Origin of the sequence: Mycobacterium sp., from assembly GCF_035623875.1 — a bacterium.
Lineage (GTDB): Bacteria > Actinomycetota > Actinomycetes > Mycobacteriales > Mycobacteriaceae > Mycobacterium.
Genome location: NZ_DASPSP010000193.1, coordinates 66,511 through 84,604 on the forward strand (window position 1 = coordinate 66,511; position 18,094 = coordinate 84,604).

18 protein-coding genes and 3 pseudogenes are annotated in these 18,094 nt (G+C 65.0%); 12 read left to right on the top strand and 9 right to left on the bottom strand.

Annotated features, from left to right (window positions below; all coding sequences use genetic code 11):
• Nucleotides 1-62 precede the first annotated feature (62 nt).
• From VEI45_RS16190 to VEI45_RS16205, 4 genes and pseudogenes are all read left to right on the top strand, one after another.
• The gene (locus tag VEI45_RS16190; protein ID WP_324854953.1) at nucleotides 63-998 is read left to right on the top strand and encodes a hydrogen peroxide-inducible genes activator; all 936 of its coding nucleotides are present in this window, start codon (nucleotides 63-65) and stop codon (nucleotides 996-998) included.
• 34 nt (nucleotides 999-1,032) lie between these two features.
• Nucleotides 1,033-1,411, top strand: a pseudogene (locus VEI45_RS16195) (hypothetical protein).
• A 9-nt stretch (nucleotides 1,412-1,420) separates the two neighbouring features.
• Nucleotides 1,421-2,119 carry a hypothetical protein gene (locus VEI45_RS16200; RefSeq protein ID WP_324854956.1) on the top strand — a complete coding sequence of 233 codons (699 nt, stop codon included), beginning with the start codon at nucleotides 1,421-1,423 and terminating at the stop codon, nucleotides 2,117-2,119.
• 10 nt (nucleotides 2,120-2,129) lie between these two features.
• Nucleotides 2,130-2,888 (top strand): enoyl-CoA hydratase/isomerase family protein, encoded by a 759-nt coding sequence (locus tag VEI45_RS16205; RefSeq protein WP_324854958.1) that lies wholly within the window; start codon nucleotides 2,130-2,132, stop codon nucleotides 2,886-2,888.
• Nucleotides 2,889-2,903: 15 nt separating this feature from the next.
• Here the strand turns inward: VEI45_RS16205 and VEI45_RS16210 are convergent, their stop codons facing one another.
• Nucleotides 2,904-3,089 (bottom strand): (2Fe-2S)-binding protein, encoded by a 186-nt coding sequence (locus VEI45_RS16210; RefSeq protein ID WP_324854960.1) that lies wholly within the window; start codon nucleotides 3,087-3,089, stop codon nucleotides 2,904-2,906.
• A gap of 240 nt (nucleotides 3,090-3,329) precedes the next feature.
• On the opposite strand from VEI45_RS16210, the gene bfr reads away from it, so the two are divergent.
• The 4 genes from bfr (at nucleotide 3,330) to VEI45_RS16230 (ending at nucleotide 6,953) form a co-directional block, all read left to right on the top strand.
• Nucleotides 3,330-3,827, top strand: a complete 498-nt coding sequence (gene bfr / locus VEI45_RS16215; RefSeq protein ID WP_324854962.1) for a bacterioferritin — start codon at nucleotides 3,330-3,332, stop codon at nucleotides 3,825-3,827.
• A 121-nt stretch (nucleotides 3,828-3,948) separates the two neighbouring features.
• On the top strand, nucleotides 3,949-4,443 hold the full coding sequence (locus VEI45_RS16220; RefSeq protein ID WP_324854964.1) for a carboxymuconolactone decarboxylase family protein: 495 nt from the start codon (nucleotides 3,949-3,951) through the stop codon (nucleotides 4,441-4,443).
• A 21-nt stretch (nucleotides 4,444-4,464) separates the two neighbouring features.
• On the top strand, nucleotides 4,465-5,817 hold the full coding sequence (locus tag VEI45_RS16225) for a glutamine synthetase family protein (protein WP_324854966.1): 1,353 nt from the start codon (nucleotides 4,465-4,467) through the stop codon (nucleotides 5,815-5,817).
• The gene (locus VEI45_RS16230; protein WP_324854968.1) at nucleotides 5,814-6,953 is read left to right on the top strand and encodes an amidohydrolase family protein; all 1,140 of its coding nucleotides are present in this window, start codon (nucleotides 5,814-5,816) and stop codon (nucleotides 6,951-6,953) included. Before VEI45_RS16225 ends, VEI45_RS16230 begins: the two co-directional genes overlap by 4 nt.
• On the opposite strand, the pseudogene VEI45_RS16235 reads toward VEI45_RS16230, so the two are convergent.
• A pseudogene (locus VEI45_RS16235) lies at nucleotides 6,936-7,064 on the bottom strand (IS481 family transposase); the annotation flags it as partial. The gene VEI45_RS16230 and the pseudogene VEI45_RS16235 overlap by 18 nt on opposite strands.
• 565 nt (nucleotides 7,065-7,629) lie before the next feature.
• On the opposite strand from VEI45_RS16235, the gene VEI45_RS16240 reads away from it, so the two are divergent.
• Nucleotides 7,630-9,501 (top strand): propionyl-CoA synthetase, encoded by a 1,872-nt coding sequence (locus tag VEI45_RS16240; RefSeq protein WP_324854970.1) that lies wholly within the window; start codon nucleotides 7,630-7,632, stop codon nucleotides 9,499-9,501.
• On the opposite strand, the pseudogene VEI45_RS16245 reads toward VEI45_RS16240, so the two are convergent.
• A pseudogene (locus VEI45_RS16245) lies at nucleotides 9,475-9,621 on the bottom strand (hypothetical protein); the annotation flags it as partial. The gene VEI45_RS16240 and the pseudogene VEI45_RS16245 overlap by 27 nt on opposite strands.
• Nucleotides 9,622-9,685: 64 nt before the next feature.
• On the bottom strand, nucleotides 9,686-9,838 hold the full coding sequence (locus VEI45_RS16250) for a hypothetical protein (protein ID WP_324854972.1): 153 nt from the start codon (nucleotides 9,836-9,838) through the stop codon (nucleotides 9,686-9,688).
• 389 nt (nucleotides 9,839-10,227) lie between these two features.
• Between VEI45_RS16250 and VEI45_RS16255 the strand changes: the two genes are divergently transcribed.
• Nucleotides 10,228-11,280: a class I SAM-dependent methyltransferase gene (locus tag VEI45_RS16255; RefSeq protein ID WP_324854975.1), complete on the top strand. Its 1,053-nt coding sequence runs from the start codon at nucleotides 10,228-10,230 to the stop codon at nucleotides 11,278-11,280.
• 265 nt (nucleotides 11,281-11,545) lie between these two features.
• Here VEI45_RS16255 and VEI45_RS16260 read toward each other — a convergent pair whose 3' ends face one another.
• On the bottom strand, nucleotides 11,546-11,989 hold the full coding sequence (locus tag VEI45_RS16260) for a nuclear transport factor 2 family protein (protein WP_324854977.1): 444 nt from the start codon (nucleotides 11,987-11,989) through the stop codon (nucleotides 11,546-11,548).
• A gap of 164 nt (nucleotides 11,990-12,153) precedes the next feature.
• Between VEI45_RS16260 and VEI45_RS16265 the strand changes: the two genes are divergently transcribed.
• Nucleotides 12,154-13,947: a CocE/NonD family hydrolase gene (locus tag VEI45_RS16265; RefSeq protein WP_324854995.1), complete on the top strand. Its 1,794-nt coding sequence runs from the start codon at nucleotides 12,154-12,156 to the stop codon at nucleotides 13,945-13,947.
• A 56-nt stretch (nucleotides 13,948-14,003) separates the two neighbouring features.
• Complete coding sequence (locus tag VEI45_RS16270) at nucleotides 14,004-14,900, top strand: dienelactone hydrolase family protein (protein WP_324854979.1); 897 nt, start codon at nucleotides 14,004-14,006, stop codon at nucleotides 14,898-14,900.
• Between the two features lie 94 nt (nucleotides 14,901-14,994).
• Here VEI45_RS16270 and VEI45_RS16275 read toward each other — a convergent pair whose 3' ends face one another.
• The 4 genes from VEI45_RS16275 to VEI45_RS16290 all read right to left on the bottom strand — a co-directional run bounded on the left by VEI45_RS16275 (nucleotide 14,995) and on the right by VEI45_RS16290 (nucleotide 17,882).
• The gene (locus VEI45_RS16275) at nucleotides 14,995-16,311 is read right to left on the bottom strand and encodes a cytochrome P450 (protein ID WP_324854997.1); all 1,317 of its coding nucleotides are present in this window, start codon (nucleotides 16,309-16,311) and stop codon (nucleotides 14,995-14,997) included.
• A gap of 77 nt (nucleotides 16,312-16,388) precedes the next feature.
• Nucleotides 16,389-16,892 carry a nuclear transport factor 2 family protein gene (locus VEI45_RS16280; protein WP_324854981.1) on the bottom strand — a complete coding sequence of 168 codons (504 nt, stop codon included), beginning with the start codon at nucleotides 16,890-16,892 and terminating at the stop codon, nucleotides 16,389-16,391.
• A 33-nt stretch (nucleotides 16,893-16,925) separates the two neighbouring features.
• Nucleotides 16,926-17,381: an SRPBCC family protein gene (locus VEI45_RS16285; RefSeq protein ID WP_324854983.1), complete on the bottom strand. Its 456-nt coding sequence runs from the start codon at nucleotides 17,379-17,381 to the stop codon at nucleotides 16,926-16,928.
• A gap of 84 nt (nucleotides 17,382-17,465) precedes the next feature.
• Entirely contained in the window at nucleotides 17,466-17,882 is a 417-nt protein-coding gene (locus VEI45_RS16290) for a DUF6188 family protein (protein ID WP_324854985.1), read from the bottom strand.
• Nucleotides 17,883-18,094 lie beyond the last annotated feature (212 nt).

Sequence of the window (18,094 nt, forward strand, 5' to 3'; positions counted from 1 at the left end):
AGTTCATACTGCCGGAACTCAACTTAGAATTAAAGGTGATATGTCCCACTACACTGATAGGTATGACCGATAAGAGTTATCAGCCGACCATCGCCGGGCTTCGGGCATTTGTCGCTGTCGCGGAAAAACAGCATTTCGGCAGCGCTGCGACAACTCTCGGCGTCAGCCAGTCGACGTTGTCACAGGCCCTGTCGGCACTGGAATCCGGACTCGGAGTCCAGCTGGTGGCACGCTCGACTCGTCGGGTTTTCCTCACCGCCGAAGGCAGGCAGCTGCTGCCGCACGCGCAAGCGGTGATCGAGGCGGCGACCGGATTCGCGGCCGCAGCCGCGGGGACGTCGGATCCGCTGCAGGGCAGCATCCGGCTGGGACTGATCCCGACGGTGGCACCGTACGTGCTGCCGAGCCTGCTGGCCGGGCTGGCCGAGCGGCTGCCCGCGCTGACCTTGCGGGTGATCGAAGACCAGACCGAGCGGCTGCTCACCGGACTGCGCGAGGGATCCCTGGATGCGGCGTTGATCGCCTTGCCCGCCGAGGCCGGCGGCATCACCGAAATCCCGATTTACGACGAAGATTTCGTGCTCGCGCTGCCGCCCGGGCACCCGCTGGCGGGCAAGCGACGACTCCCGCCGACCGCGCTGGCGCAGCTGCCGTTGCTGTTGCTCGACGAGGGACACTGCCTGCGCGATCAGGCCCTCGACGTCTGCCACAAGGCGGGCGTACGCGCCGAGCTGGCCGACACCCGGGCGGCGTCGCTGGCGACGGCAGTGCAATGTGTCACCGGCGGGCTGGGTGCGACGTTGATCCCGCAGAGCGCGGTGCCCGTCGAGACCGCGCGCAGCCAGCTCGAACTGGCATACTTCGCCGCACCCCGCCCCGGCCGACGGATCGGGTTGGTATTCCGCTCATCCAGCGGCCGCGACGGGCCCTACCGGCAGCTTGCCGAGCTGATCGGCGAGCTGGTCGGCGCCGACCAGCAGCTACGCCCGGCCCGGTAGTGCCAGCAAAATGAACGTGTTCTAGTTTCGCTTCATGCTGGACTTCACGCTGGAAAACATCAGCGCCGAGGACGTCGAACGGCAGCGCGCGTTGTACGAGTCGGTTCGCGAGTTGATCGACGCGACTGTCAGGACCCAGGCCGATGCCGCAGCGGTCGCGGCGGCCAAGGCCGAGATCGACTCGGCCACTGCACGTTTGCGTCGACGGGATCAACCCGCGGCTGACCGGAACGATCAGCCTCCGCTATCTGCAGGCCACCCGGCTGGGGCAGCTGCACGCCGAAGCGACAACCACCCGCGTCGACGGGGTGAAGACCTTCGCGGTAGGCCATCTCGCCGATGAGGACGGCGTCACGGTTGAAGCCGACGGGATGTTCATCCTGCCCCGATGGGCCCGGGACCACTCCGACTAGGTTTCGCTTATGGAAAAGATAGTTGCGGTGCTGATGGCAGCCGACCGCGACGAGGACTGGTGCCAACGGCAGCGCGGACCGGTCGCCGACGCCATTCTCCAGCTCGGTGTCCCCGGCCTGGCCGTCAATGTTCGCGACGATGCGGTGCGTCATTCACTGATGACGCTGACGACGCTCGACCCGCCGGTGGCCGCGGTGGTGAGCATGTGGACCCAACAGTGCTACGGCGATCAGATCGCGGCGGTGCTGCGCCTGCTCGAAGCGGAGTGCCATTCGGTCGCGGCTTATCTGGTCACCGAGTCGGTTCCGTTGCCGGCGCCACTCCAACTAGGTAGCCGCACAACAGGTTTGGCTAACATTGCGCTGCTGCGCCGGCCGGCAGAGCTAGACCAGGCGAACTGGCTGCGCCGCTGGCAGCACGACCACACGCCGGTGGCGATCGAGACCCAGTCCACCTTCGGCTACACCCAGAACGCCGTCGTGCGCCCGCTCACGCCGGACGCGCCGCAACTGGCGGGCATCGTCGAAGAGCTGTTCCCGGCCGAGGCGATCACCGATCTGAAGGCCTTTTTCGGCGCCGCCGACGATGCCGATCTGCAGCAGCGGCTGAGCCGGATGGTCGCCAGCACATCGGCATTCGGCGCCAACGAGAACATCGACACCGTGCCGACCAGCCGCTACGTGCTGAAGACACCGTTCGAGACCTGAGGAGACACCGGTGATACTGCAGATCGAAGACCAGAACCGGGTGCGCACCCTCACCCTGAACCGGCCCGAGGCGCTCAACGCGTTCAACGAGGCGCTCTACCAGGCCACCGCCGAAGCACTGACGTCAGCAGGCGACGATCCTGAAATCGCCGTCGTGCTCTTGACCGGGGCGGGACGCGCCTTCAGCGCCGGCAACGACCTCAACGAGATGCAAGCACGCATCACCGACCCGCAAATGGCCCGTCAGGGATCGCACTTCACCTCGATGATCGACGCGCTGACCCGGTTTCCCAAACCGCTGATCTGCGCGGTCAACGGCGTCGGCGTCGGCATCGGCACCACCATCCTCGGCTACGCCGACCTGGCGTTCATGTCATCGGCGGCTCGCCTGAAGTGCCCGTTCACCAGCCTCGGCGTCGCGCCGGAAGCGGCGTCGTCATACCTGCTGCCGCAGCTGATCGGTCGGCAGAACGCCGCCTGGCTCTTGATGTCCTCGGAGTGGGTGAGCGCCGAAGAGGCGCTGCGGATGGGCCTGGTCTGGAAAGTGTGCGAGCCCTCCGAGCTGATCGCGGACGCCCGTCGGCACGCTGAAATCCTTGCCTCACGGCCGATTTCGAGCCTGATCGCGGTCAAGCAGACCATCGTCGAACCGACTCGTCCGGAAATCGCGGCGGCGACCGGTCGGGAGAACGCCCATTTCGCTCAGCTGATGGGCGGGCAGGCAAACGCGCGGGCCCTCGCCGATTTCACCGCTCGGCGGGGCAACTGATCGCCAGGACGGCGGCTACCGCGACCCGCTGGTTTCCAACCGCGCGGCCGCCGCGATGAGCGCCCGCAACGTGCGCCGGCAACGTCCGCAGTCAGTGCCGGCTCCGCAGGCCGCCGCAACCTCTTTGGAGGTCGACGCCCCGCGGGCGACGGCGTCAGACACCGTCTGACTTGTCGCACCGACACACAGGCATACGTACATTGTTAGTGGAGTCTAACCTAACTTGATTCGCAAAGGCTAACCTAACCTAAAGCCTGTTCTGACCAGGATTTCTGCATCGAGGCGCCGGCCGACGAAGACGCGCCGACACCACGCGAATCAACCCGTCGTTCCGTCCTGCACTGGACTAGGTTTGATGTGGGCATGCGGTGGCGTTCCAGCCCAACCCACCGTCAATCGCCTCAAGTCCGAAACCGCGCCAGCGGAGAATAAGGAGCGATCATGCAAGGTGATCCCGATGTTTTGCGCCTTCTCAACGAGCAGTTGACCAGCGAACTCACCGCGATCAACCAGTATTTTCTGCATTCCAAGATGCAGGAGAACTGGGGGTTCACCGAGGTGGCGGGCCACACCCGCGCCGAGTCTTTCGACGAAATGCGGCACGCCGAGGCGATCACCGATCGCATCTTGTTGCTGGAAGGCCTGCCCAACTACCAACGCCTCTTCTCATTACGCATTGGTCAGACGCTGCGCGAGCAGTTCGAGGCCGATCTGGCGATCGAATACGACGTGTTAAACCGGCTCAAGCCGGGCATCATCATGTGTCGCGAGAAGCAGGACACCACCAGCGCCAACTTGCTCGAAGGCATCGTGGCCGACGAGGAGAACCACGTCGATTATCTCGAGACGCAGCTGCAGTTGATGGACAAGCTCGGCGAGGAGCTCTACTCGGCCCAGTGTGTCTCGCGACCGCCGACGACCGGGCAAGCCGGGCACTGAGCGCTGATTCTCAGCGCGCCTTCGGCCTACATCGTCGCCGGGCAGCGGGGGACAGACGGCGGCTTGGCGGCCGTCGCCAGGGAACGGCTTCCCGTCCCGACTTCGGGCGTACCATCTCGCCATGAGCCGAATCGGAACATTCGCTGACGACGACCTCGCCGGCTGGGTCCTGAAGTCTCCCGACTTGGGCGGCGCGATCGGAGCGTTCGCCAACTCGGTGTACAACCACAACCGGTTGCCGATGCGTACTCGCGAACTCGCGCGGATGGTCATCGCCCACGACAACGAATGCGAAGTGTGCGTCAACACCCGCGACGCCGACGGACCGGCCGCCGGTGTCGACGAAGAGCTGTACCACCATTCGCGCGAGTGGCGCACCTGGCCCGGATACAGCGATCAGGAGCGACTGGCCGCTGAGTTCGCCCACCGGTTCGCCACCGAGCACACGGTGCTACGCGATGACGAAGACTTCTGGAACCGCTGCCGCGAACACTTTTCCGAAGAGTTGCTCGCCGACCTGGCGTTGTCGTGTGCGCTGTGGCTGGGAATGGGGCGGGTGCTGCGGACGCTGGATATCGGCCAGACCTGCAAGCTGACGCTGCCGAGTCGCGTCTGACGCGCCGGGCCCGCCCGGCAGATGACCACCACACCGCTCGCCGCCGCCGCGATCGCCCAACTCGAGGCCGAAGGGGTAGACGCCGTCATCGGCACGGTGGTGAATCCGGCGGGGCTCACGCTGGCCAAGACCGTACCGATACGCCGGACCACCGCATTCGCCGATCCCGGCTTGGGCGCCAGCCGGGTTTGGCACGGCTTTGCCATCGACCAGATTGGCATCGCGTTCACCGAACACATCGGTGTGGTCGGTGATCAGCGCGTCCGGATTGACCTATCCGCGTTGCGCATCGTCGGCGATGGATTGGCTTGGGCACCTGGCTCATTCTTCGAACAGGACGGCACACCTGTGCTCGGTTGCAGCCGCGGAACGCTTGGCCGCATCGAGGCGGCCCTCGCCGACGCCGGTATCGAGGCGATAGTCGGTCACGAAATCGAATTTCTGCTTGTCAATCCGGACGGCCATCGGCTGCCCTCGACGCTGTGGGCGCAGTACGGTCTGGCCGGTGTACTCGAACACGAGGCTTTCGTTCGCGATGTCACCGCAGCAGCGGCCGTGTCCGGTGTCGTCATCGAGCAGTTTCACCCCGAGTACGGAGCCAACCAGTTCGAGATTTCACTGGCACCGCAATCACCGGTCGCCGCCGCGGACCAATTGGTGCTGACCCGGCTCATCATCGGCCGCGTTGCCCGCCGTTATGGCTTGCGTATCAGCCTGTCACCGGCGCCGTTCGTCGGCGACGTCGGATGCGGTGCCCACCAGCATTTCTCGTTTACCAGCTCAACCGGGCCGCTGTTCTCCGACGGCGCGGGCACCCGCGGTATGACAAGCAAGGGGGAGAACGCGGTGGCGGGGTTGTTGCGCGGCCTGCCCGAGGCCCAGGGCATGTTGTGCGGTTCGATCGTGTCCGGGTTGCGACTGCGTCCCCGCAACTGGGCCGGGGCGTATGCCTGCTGGGGAACCGAGAATCGAGAAGCAGCGCTGCGGTTCGTCGTTGGTGGCCCCAGTAACCCGTACGGGGGCAACGTCGAAGTCAAGGTCGTCGATCCTTCGGCCAACCCGTATTTCGCTACGGCGGCAATCCTCGGATTGGCGCTGGACGGAATCAACGACAAAGCTGTGCTGCCGCCGGAGACCAAGGTGGACCCGGCAGTGCTGTCCGACTCGGATCGCAGCCACGCCGGCATCGTGCAGCTCTCCAGCTCCCAAGCTCGAACCATTGCTGCACTGGATAATTCGAAGCGGTTGCGCACAATTCTCGGCGATCCCGCCGTCGACGTGGTGGTCGCGGTCCGCCGCTTGGAGCACGAGCAGTACGCCCACCTCAATCGTGAGCAACTGGCCGACAAATTCCGCATGGCCTGGAGTGTGTGACGGTGGAAGCTCTGGCGGACCACATCGCCGCCGTGCCGCTGATCGACCAGCATGTGCACGGTTGTTGGCTGACCGTGGGCGACCGGCAGCGGTTTGAGAACGGCCTCAATGAGGCCAACACCGAACCGCTCGCCGACTTCGACTCCGCATTCGACTCACAACTGGGCTTCGCGGTACGAGCCCACTGTGCACCGCTGCTCGGACTGCCTAAACACGCTGACCCACAAGAATATTGGCAACGCCGCAGCCAGCTCACTGAAATCGAGCTGGCCCGAATCTTCCTGCGTGCCGCCGGTGTCAGTGACTGGCTGGTAGACACCGGGTACGCCGAAGGCGTCGCGGACGTCGCGCAACTCGCCGAGTGGTCCGGTGGCCGCGGCCACGAAGTGGTTCGCCTCGAGCAGGTGGCCGAGCAGGCCGCACACGCCCCGGGGGACTACGCGTCGGCGTTCGAGGAGATCTTGCACCGACGCGCGGCGACAGCGGTCGGCACTAAATCCATCCTGGCCTACCGCGGCGGGTTCGACGGCGATCTGACCGAGCCGTCCGGGGCCGAGGTCGCCGAGGCCGCCGCCCGATGGCGCGACAGCGGCGGCGTCCGGCTCGACGATCGGGTTCTGCTGCGGTTCGGGCTGTATCAGGCCCTGCGGATCGCCAAACCGCTGCAATTCCATGTGGGTTTCGGCGATCGGGACTGCGATCTGCACAAAGCTAATCCTCTGCATCTGCTGGACTTTCTGCGCCGCTCCGGTGAAACGCCGATCGTGCTGCTGCACTGCTACCCCTACGAGCGGGAGGCCGGCTATCTGGCCCAGGCGTTCAACAACGTCTACCTGGACGGCGGCCTTGGTATCAACCACCTGGGTGCCCGGTCGCCCGCATTCATCGCCCGGCTGCTGGAACTGGCGCCGTTCCGCAAAATCGTGTACTCGTCGGACGGGTTCGGCCCAGTTGAGCTGCACTACCTCGGTACCAGGCTGTGGCGCAACGGTATTCATCGGGTGCTGAGCCGATTCGTCGACGACGCTGACTGGAGTGCAGCCGATGCGATGCGGGTGGTCGACCTCATTGCTCGTGACAACTCGGCGCGCATCTACCGGCTGGGAGCAGCGTCTGACCTAGCTGTACCGACCTGAGAGGTTAGGTACGCGGCCGGCGGATGGTTGGCCGCCGAGTGCGGTGTGCCCGCAATGGTGATTTTAGGTGTGCAGCCATGCGGTGAAGGCCTGGCAGCGTTCAGTGTCACTTCGCTCGATAAACTACGGCGGTGAGAACCGACATCCTGCTCATCATCGCCGTGGTCGCCTCGGTGGCGTTAACCCTCTGGCTCGTCCAGCGGGGCGGTCGCAATCGCTGAGGGTTGCTTCACCGGTTGCCCCAGGGGTAATGGTTTTGCTCAAGGGCGTGCCCGGCGAGTGGCGTCTCTTCGCCGTCGCTTCTGCCTAACACCGTTGACAGGCCGTCAGAATGGGTACGGCGCTCGGACAGACTTTTGCGCCCTACCCCCTCGCCGAGCGCCTCCGCTCCTGAGGGGGCATTCAGCTGGGGCATTCGAGTTCTGTTCGGGCTTGGTCGATTTGGTCGTAGGCGTAGGTCGCCATGGCGGCGGTGGTCATCGTCGCACCCTTGCGGGCGACCAATTCTTAGGTTTCGTCGCCAAGGACCTCGCGGAGGTGGGTGATCGCGATGTCGAGTTCGCAGAACCCCGCCTGGTTTTGGGGCCGCTGCGAGCCAGCTAAACGTGCGGCGCAAAGCATGGCTCGCAAACTGTGGCGGGGGTACCGTGCATCACAAGAAAGGAAGTGAGCGGGTATGGGCGGCTACCGAGAACTGTTCGCCGCCAGCATCAAAGACCCCGAAACCTTCTGGGCGCAGGCCGCGCAAGCCGTGTCGTGGCTGCGGCCCCCGCACCAGATCTTCGACGATAGCCATTCGCCGTTCTACCGGTGGTTTCCCGACGCCACACTCAACACCTGCGCCAATGCGCTGGACCGCCACGTCGCCGACGGCCGCGCTAAACAGGCCGCGCTGATCTACGACTCGCCGATAACCGGCGCCAAGCGCACCTACACCTACAGTGAGCTGCTGGATCAGACTGCCCGGTTCGCGGGCACGTTACGTGCGCTCGGCGTCGCCAAGGGCGACCGGGTCGTGCTCTATATGCCGATGATCCCAGAGGCGGTCATCGCGATGCTGGCATGTGCACGGCTCGGCGCGGTGCACTCGGTGGTGTTCGGCGGCTTCGCCGCACACGAGCTCGCCACACGAATAGATGATGCACGCCCGACCGTCGTCGTTTCCGCCTCCTGCGGAATCGAGCCGTCGGGATTGGTGGAATACAAGCCGATGCTTGATGCGGCACTCCAGTCGGCTCAGCACAAACCGCGCAGCTGCATCGTTGTGCAGCGACATCAGCACCGCTGCCCGCTCACCGCAGGGCGCGATATGGATTGGCACGCGCTGATGGCCAACTGCGAGCCCGCCGATGCGGTGCCCGTGGCGGCCACCGACCCGCTGTATGTGCTCTACACTTCGGGCACGACCGGCAAGCCAAAGGGCATCGTGCGCGACAACGGCGGACACGCCGTGGCGTTGCTGTGGAGCATGCGACACATCTACGACACTCATCCCGGCGAAGTATTTTGGGCGGCATCGGATGTGGGCTGGGTCGTCGGGCATTCCTACATCGTCTACGGGCCGCTGCTGCTCGGTGCCACGACGCTGCTCTACGAGGGCAAGCCGGTCGGCACACCGGATCCCGGCGCGTTCTGGCGGGTGGCATCCGAACACCGGGTCAAGGCGCTGTTCACCGCGCCCACGGCGATCCGCGCAATCCGCAAAGAAGACCCGGACGGCACACATCTGAACAAATACGACCTCTCTGCGCTGCGGTACCTATTCCAAGCCGGAGAACGCCTTGACCCCGACACCTACACGTGGGCTTCCGACAAGCTCGGCATCCCGGTCATCGACCACTGGTGGCAGACCGAAACCGGCTGGGCCATCGCCGCCAACCCGATGGGCGTCGAGCGGCTTCCGATCAAGCCGGGCTCACCAACGCTGCCGATGCCCGGCTACGACGTATGCGTCCTCCGCGCCGATGGGTCTCGGTGCGAAGCCGGTGAAGAGGGCGCGATCTGCATCAGATTGCCGCTGCCACCGGGCACACTGCCCACGCTATGGGGCGACGACGCACGCTTCGAGGCCTCCTATCTCTGCGAGCACCCTGGCTACTACCTCACCGGCGACGGCGGATATCTCGACGAGGACGGGTATCTGTACGTGATGGGCCGTATCGACGACGTGATCAACGTCGCCGGGCATCGCCTGTCGACCGGCCCCATCGAGGCGGTGCTGGCCGCGCATCCGGCAGTCGCCGAGTGCGCCGTCATCGGAGTAGCCGACGACATCAAGGGCCAGGTTCCGCGCGCACTTGTGGTGCTCAAGCAAGGTGCGTCGGCTGACGGTCTTGCCAAGGAGCTCATCACGGCTGTGCGCAACGAGATCGGAGCAGTGGCCTGCTTCAAACAGGTAGATGTGGTCCCTGCGCTACCCAAGACCCGCTCAGGAAAGATCCTACGAAAAACCATGCGCGGCATCACCCACGGCAAAGATGAACCAACGCCGTCGACCATCGAAGATCCGAAAGTGCTGCATTTAATTCGCTCCATTCTGCGGCCATAAGAACTGCCCGTGCCCAACGGTTTCGCCGTAAATGCCGCTGACCCAGATGTGCGCCAGCGTGTCGAGCACGTGCGCCTTCGGGACGCACGGCTGTTCGACGGCAAACGACGCGAACAGCGATAACCTGGTGGCGGCGCTTTACATCCTGCGTGCAGCCGCTGGGTTGGAGCCGTGGCCGGAGCATTCACCTATGGTGTTCGAGTTCTGTTCGGGCCTGGTCGATTTGGTCGTACGCGTACGCCACTGTCTCGGCGGTGGTCATCGTTTCGCCCTTGCGGGCGAGCGTTTCGTAGGTCGCCTCGCCGAGCACATCGCGTTGGTGATTTCGGGGGTCCACGCAGCCGCCGGATCGGCGGACACCCCCGCAGAATCTCACAACACACACGCTCCCACATCACACACCGGCGGAATCCGACCGAGACACCCGCGCCCCGAGGCGTGGCGTAGCGCGCTACCCGTTGGCCGGATCGCGGCGGCGATACGGGCAGCGTCAACTCGGCGCACCCCCTCGAAGGTGAGATCACCGGTATTGCGGCCGCGCCGGCTCGGGTCGACGGCGGCGGTCTGCTCAACCAGCACCCGGGTGACGCGCCCGCCGATCCGAAGCTCGGGGCGAAAGCTCGCCGCCCGCGCGGTGGTCAGGGCGGCGACCGGGAGATGTGAAATCAGCGCCGGTTGACGCCGGACCGGTTTAGCGTTGAGTCACGGTGAACAGAGGAGCTGGCGATGACCTCTACCCAAGACAAACTCAATGCATTTCTTGGTAAGGCGATCGGGGATCTCGGCGCGTCGGTGAGCGCGGTGCTGATGTTGATCGGCGACGAGCTTGGCTTATACACCGCGCTCGCTGGGCACCGTTTGTCAGCAGAGGAACTGGCCCAAAAGACCGGGACGAACGCACGCTACATCCGCGAGTGGCTGGCGAATCAGGCCGCCGGCGGCTATGTCGAATACGACGAAGCCGACGACACGTATTACTTGACCGCGGAGCAGGAGCTCTGCCTCGCCGATCCCAACGGTCCGGTTGATCTGGTGGGCGCGTACCAGATCGTCCAAGACCTGTTTTATGTACGTGACCGTGCGATCGAGAATTTCCGTAACGGCAACGGCATGGAATGGGGCGAGCATCATCGGTGCCTGTTCTACGGCACTGAGCGATTCTTTAGGGGCGGCTACAACGCGAATTTGGTTGCGTCGTGGTTGCCCGCGCTTGACGGCGTCATCGAGAAGCTCGCTGCCGGCGGCAAGGCCGCCGACGTGGGCTGTGGGCATGGCGCTAGCACAATCCTTATGGCGCAGGCATTTCCGAGTTCGCAGTTCGTCGGCATCGACTATCACGGCGAGTCGATCGAAACCGCGCGCGAGCGCGCGCTGACGGCGGGAGTGGACAACGCGAGCTTCGAGCTTGCCGACGCCACGTCCTACCGGGGCGATGACTATGACCTCATCGCGTTCTTCGACTGCTTGCACGATATGGCGGACCCGTCCGGCGCGGCTCGGCACGCCAGACAGGCACTCAAACCCGACGGGCACTGCCTGCTCGTCGAACCGTTCGCCGGCGACAGCGTCGCGGAGAACCTGAATCCGGTCGGCCGACTGTACTACGGGGCATCGTCGCTGATTTGTGTTCCGGTGTCGCTGGCGCGGCATGGACCGGCGCTCGGTGCGCAGGCCGGGGAGCTGCGGTTGAGGAAAGTGATGGTCGATGACGGCGGGTTCACGCGGTTCCGGAGGGCGACACAGACACCGTTCAACCTCATCTTCGAGGCCCGGCCCTGACGGCGACGGCCGTGCATGCCGTGACGAGAGCGCACCTGACTCTCGACTTGATAATCGGCCCCGCAGGGCATCCACCGGCCTATCGTTAGGGAACCCTGGGAATCTCTGGGGCCGGGCGTGGCGGAGGGTATCAGCCGAGCTGGTAGGACTCGCGCGAGACCCGGAAGAAGTGACCGGTGCCGGAGTCGGTGCATGTCATGCCGGTGGGCTCGCTATCGCAGGCGATTACGCCTATACGCGGACCTGAGCACAGATGGGCGAGCCTTTAGATAAGCCCCGTAGCATCGAAAATCCACGATGTATCAGCGGATTCCAGACTTGTGAGCCAATCCGGCGGCGCCTGAGCGGTCATGCTGCCTATGTCCCAATAGTCTTTCCACAACGTCACTTTGCCGCCTTCGACGCGGTGCACCGACACGAATCGCAGTAGCGCCGTCTCGCCGCTCGACCACCGCCAGGTCTCGGAGTGCTCGTACATGACGTCGGCGCCGGTAGACACCAGCACCCCGTCGTGGTTCTCATAGCCGGCCAGCGGCTCGAGCCCGACCTTGAGTCGCCTGACGATGTCGTCGGGACCACGCGCCGCGAGCGTCGGTCCGACCGGCATGTCCACATAGACGCAGTCCGTCGACAAGAACGTCTTGACCGCATCCCAGTCCCGTCGCGACAAGGCCTGCCACAGTCCGAGTACCGTGTCGTCAACCGGCATGGGATGTCATAAAACCGGGCAGCTGAACACGTTGTCAATGATGCGCGCAGGAGGTGGGGATGGCGACGGTGCGACCAGGACGCAAAGCCGGCAACAGAAGGCCTCGCAGGACAAGTCCGTCGCCGTTCATGCCGTCCTGGACACCCAGGTCGGCGCAGTTCGGGGTGGGTGTGCACCACAACGTCGGGATACCGATGAGCGACGGCGTTGTGCTGCGCGCCGACATCCATTACCCGACCGTGCCAAAGACCGAGCAGCCAGCCGCGGGGCCGTTCCCGGTGCTCTTGTGCCTCACGCCCTACGGCAAGAAGGCCCCGCCGCCGTCCGCCCAGATCGGCGGTGGCGCCACCCCGTACCTGGTCAAACGCGGCTATATCGAGGTGATAGTCGACGTCCGCGGCAGCGGCGTGTCCGGCGGTTCGTTCCAGATGTTCGGCGAGCGGCAAACCCAGGACGGGACAGAGCTGGTCGATTGGGCGTCGAAGCTGCCGAACGCTAACGGGCGTGTCGGCATGTTCGGCACTTCCTACCTGGCGATCAACCAGCTGTTCACCGCCGCCGCCGTCGGGCCGGATTCGCCGCTGAAGGCGATCTTCCCGGTGATGGCCGCATGCGATTTCTATCGCGACGCGGCGACGATGGGTGGAGCGTCGCACCTGCGCACGGTACGGGCATACGGGGCGATCTACCGCTTGCTCAACATCGTCAATCCGGCGCTGGAGGTGATTCACCCCGGCAAGCATCCGCGCCCACGGGCCGGCGGGGCCGCCGGGGTGCGGCAGCGCGGGCGTCATCAGCGCGGCTACTTCCGGCCGTTGATCGCCGACGTCGTCACCGGCGGTGAGACGGCCTACGACGGGCCGTTCTGGGACGCGCTGCGGCCGGCCATGGTGCTGCCGGGCATCGTCGCCAACGATGTGGCGGTCTTTCTGGTCGGCGGCTGGCATGACGCCTTCCAGCGCGGCGCGCCGCTGAACTACGCGGCGCTGCAGAACGCCTTTGCCGGGCGGCCCGACGAGTCGCCGATGCAACCCGGCCAGCCGGTGTCTGAACGGCTGCGGCTGTTGATGGGACCCTGGTATCACGTCTCGCACTTCGGCGGACTGCACATCAACGCGCTCCAGCTGCGCTGGTTCGACCATTGGCTGAACGACGAACCAGCCGCTGCGATCTCCGGATCGCCGTTCACCTTCCAGGCCATCGGAAGCCCGCGCTGGTTCCACGCCCGCGAATACCCGCTCGCTGAGGCCACGCCCACCCGCTTCTACCTGTCCGAGTCTGGCCACCTCACCACCGAGTGCGCGCCCGACACGTCCACGGCGACGATCAAATACGTGGGGCGGGGTCCGTTGGCGGGCCGAAGCGTCGAGCAGTGGACCCTGGGGATGACCAGCTTCATTCGCACCCAGCGCGGCGGGCAAACCCGCTACGACCAGGACAACCGGCGACTGCAGCGCGGCGCGCTCACCTACACCACCGAACCGTTTGCCACGCGGACATTGGTCGCCGGACCGATCACGCTCACCGTGCATGCCACAGCCACCACTAGCGAGACGCTGTGGGTCGCGCATCTCGACGACGTCACCTCCCACGGAATCAGCCGCCCATTGACTCAGGGCGCACTGCTCGGTTCGCACCGCGCGCTGGATCCGGATCGCACCTGGTACCTGCCTGACGGCACCGTCCTGCGGCCGCACCACTTCAGCACCCGGTCGGCGGTAAAGCCCGTGATCCCAGGCGAACTGACCCGCTACGACGTGGAGATCTTCCCGACCGCTGCATTGATCGAGCCGGGCCACCGGCTGCGGCTGACGGTGACCACCTACGACTTCCCGCATCTGGTCCCGGCCAAACCCGCGCGCCTCGCCCTGGCCGGCGGTAGCTACCAACTCCATCAGGGTGGCCCCACCCCGTCGCATCTGCTCATCCCGGTGGCCGACCCGGACAGCTTGAGCTGAGCCGCGCCGCAGCAACAGCCGCGCGGCAGCGCGGTTTTCAGCGCATACTGCCCAGGGTGACCCCGCTACAGCGATACATCGCCGAAGAGATTGCCACCGATCATATCGACGGTCTGCTGAGCAGGCGCGAAGCCTTGCGGCGGCTGGCGCTGCTCGGTCTCGGCAGCGGGGCCGCGGCCGCACTGATCGCCGCGTGCGGCGGCAGGCAAACGCAGCGCCCGAGCGGGTCGTCGGGCACGACGGCGACACAACCGCCGGGGATGGACCAGGCGCTACGGACCGAGCCGATTACCTGGGCCGGCCCAAATGGACAGCTGCAGGGCGCCTGGGCGCAAGCCCACAATGCCCGTCGCGGGGTGTTGGTCATCCACGAGAACAAGGGTCTGAACGATTGGGTGCGGTCGGTGGCCGGACGTTTCGCCGGGGCCGGCTACTCGGCGCTGGCCGTCGACCTGCTGTCCGAGGAAGGCGGCACCGGGCACTTCGCCGATCCGGCGCAGGCAACCGCGGCGCTGGGCGCCGCTGAGCCGGACCGGTTCATCGCAGACCTGAATTCCGGTGTCGCGGAACTGCAGTCGCGGGTTCCGGGCCGGAAAATTGCGGTCGTCGGTTTTTGCTTCGGTGGCGCATTGGTGTGGCAACTGCTGGCTTCCGGCGCGCCGGCATTGTCGGCCGCGGTCCCGTTCTACGGGCCGCTGCCGGACAACCCCGATTTCGCCGCATCAAAGGATGTCGCTGTGCTGGCGCTCTACGGGGCTCTCGACACCCGTGTCACAGGCTCCGAGCCGGCGGCGAAAGCCGCTCTCGATCGTGCCGGCCTGGTCAACGACATCGTCATCGAACCCAACGCCGACCATGCCTTCTTCAACGACACCGGACCGCGCTACAACGCTGCCGCCGCCCACGATGCCTGGGGACGGGTGCTGGAGTGGTTCGGCCGCTACCTGGCCTAGTTTCTTGGCCGCGAAACAGACGCGGGGGCTGTGATTTTTCCAAATCAACGACCCCCGCTGCTGTTTGGCGAACTTCAACCGCGAAAGCGCTAACTCAGCGGGCAGCCATCGACCGTGCCGGGCCCAGCGCTACCGGCAGCGTCGACCAACCATGCAGAATACGGGTGTCGCGGCGGCTGCCCGCGCCGGCAGTACGCACGTCGGGGAAGCGATTGAAGAATGCTCGCAGCCCCACCTCACCTTCCGCTCGGGCCAGGGCCGCGCCGAGGCAGAAATGCCGACCACCGGAGAACGCCAGATGCCTGCCGGCGTTCTCACGTTCGATGTCGAAACGGTTCGGGTCGGCGAACACGGCCGGGTCACGGTTGGCCGCGGCCACGTAGACGACGACCAGTTCGCCTTGTTTGACCGGGGTACCGGCCACCTCGATGTCTTTCAGCGCTAGCCGTGCGGTGAGCTGCACCGGTGATTCCAACCGCAAGATCTCCTCGACGGCGTTGGGCCACAGTTGCGGACGCTCACTGAGTGTGCGCAAATGCTCAGGGGCGTCCAGCAGCATGCGAATGCCGTTGCCTAACAGGTTCACCGTCGTCTCGAAACCAGCCGCCAACACCAAGCCGGCAACCGCATGCAGTTCGGATTCGTCCAGATATGTTTCCGCCGAACCACTTTCGGCTCTCCGGATCAGCTGGCTCATCAGGTCGTCGCCGGGGGTACGCCGCAACTGCCGCAGATGCTCGGTCAGCCAGAAGTTGAACCCCGCTATCCCACGCTGCACCCGCAGGTACTGCCGCCAGCTGAGCCCGAAATCCAAACTGGGCGCTGCGAGTTCGCCGAACTCGAGAACGTGCCGCCGATCAGCGTCGGGCACCCCCAGGATGTCGCTGATGATCGCTACCGGCAGTTGCGCGCAGTACCGGTCGACGATGTCGACGACACCCGGTTCGCGGGACAGTTGATCCAGCAATGTCGTCGCAGTCTGCTCCACCCCATCCCGCAGTGCGGCGACCGCCCTTGTGGTGAAGACCGACGAGACCGTCTTCCGGTAGCGGGTATGGTCCGGCGGCTCAACCGCGAGCAACGACGGCGGACGCAGCGGATGCAGCAGATCGTCGCGGGTGCGCTGCTCCAGCCACCGCAGCGGCGCCGGTAGATTCGACCCGATCGAGAGCACCCGAAAGTCGTCTGATCGCAGCAGTTCATGGCCGATCGCATGGTCCGCGGTGATGTAGCCGATGCGTGATTGGACCAGGGGACCGCGGGCCCGCACCTCCTCGTAGAACGGCACTGGATCGGCTTTGACGGTCGGGTCGGCGATCAACCGGGCCTGCAGATCACCCCGGCGGACACCGAGCGACGAGGCGCCACGGATGAAGCCGTGCAGCGCTAGCCAGTGCAACCTCTGCTTCAATGCGATGTCCACGTGTAGGCCCTCCACATCGACCGGCAGTGCTATCGAAAGCCTACGACCACGGCATGAGTCAGCCGTCAGGCCAGTTCCCAATTCATGTTTTTGGCGAAAGCGATCGCGTCGTCGGTGGCCGTGCCGAGCGCCTTACACCGCTGGATGTACTCGCGGACCACTGGCAGGAAGTTCATCGGGTTGTATGCGTCTTCCTCGTAACTCCACAAGTCGTCACCGGCGTACTTCATCACGGACAGGTTGGCCGCCTGATGGATGCTGCCGTCGCCGGGATCCCGCATCCGGTTGAGAAACTCGCAGAACACCCAGCCGCGGTCGGTGTCAATGGAGTACCACGAGGTCGGATAGAACGGCATCTCGCTGCCGGGAAACACATTCATCGTCGAGACAATCCAATCCCGGATCTGCTCGCGCCCGTGGAAGGTTCCGTAGGTGTGCTCGACGTAGGTTGCGTCCTCGGTGAACTGATCGGCGAACCGTGACCAGTCCCAACTTGAACCGATTTCTACGACGACTTGCTTGTGGCGTTCGAAGGCCGACTCGATCTCGGCGCGCGACCACTGTCCCATGGCAACCTCATTCAGCTCGTGAGGGCGAAGATTTCACGCCTCGGCAACATCCTTGATGCGGTGCAGCGTCCTGGTCATGTCACGAATGTTGCGTCGCTGACGCAGGTAGCCTCCAAACATCCAGTAATACAGCGTGGTCAGCGGAGAGGGGGTCATCCGAAATGATTCGGTGACGTCAGTGCCGTCGGCTTTTGGCGCCAGTCGGTAATGCCAGTTGTTCACCGCCCGCTCGCCGACGAGCACCTCGAAGCCGAATTCCCGGCCCGGTTCGCATGCAGTGACTCGACAGGTCGTCCAGTACACCGGCCCGATTTCGTTTCGCTTGACGTGGCCGCGGAATCGCGCCCCGACCGCGGGCCCGGTAGCTCCATCCAGCCATTCGGCCTCGAATGTTTCGGGGGAAAACCGCCCGATGTTGCGGACATCCGCGATCAGGTTCCAGATCTTGTCCGCGGGTGCCGCCATATGAACCGTCGCCGAGCCCTGCATGGGCCGATCCAAGCATGCCCGGGCGTGGCCGGTGACCGGAAATGCCGATGTTCACCGAAGCAACTCGTCGGTCACCGCGCAGCGCTAGTCGTCCGGAACGTCGTGCCGCACCACATGCACCCTGCCATGCGGCAGGCAGGCGGCATAGCCGTGGTACTTGCCGTACAGCTCCCAAGCTGTGACGTTATCGTCGGGCGGCACGTCGATCTGATGTCCGTCCGAGAATTCCAGGTGCAGGTCTCCGGCTTCGTCCCAGGTGACATCGGTGCACGTCGCTCCCGAGAAATCGAACAGCGGTCGCTCTTGGACGGCCAGATCGTTGGGGTCGATGGAAACGACCTCAGCAGGCGAGTTGGCGGTGGCCGGCAGCGTCATGGTAATCGGTGCCGAGACGACGAGTTCGTTGTAATCGTCGAGATTGAGCACGAGGCCGTCGCGGAACATGATCCGCTGTACCGCACAGCCTTGAATCCAGTGCTCAAGCAATTTCTGGTCGGTCATGCATTTACTCTTCTCGCGACGCGGCATTAGCACAAGCCCTGCAATGCCACCCGCGCGCATATGCGATATCACAGTTCTGTGGGCATCAAAGAATGGTTGTGAATATGTCTTCTGCCGTTGCCGGCGGCCTGGTGGCCGACACCGCTCGCGGGTTTTGGCGCAGCGGCGCGCCGCTAATGGCGCTGCCGTTGTTCGGTACCCGGGATACTCAG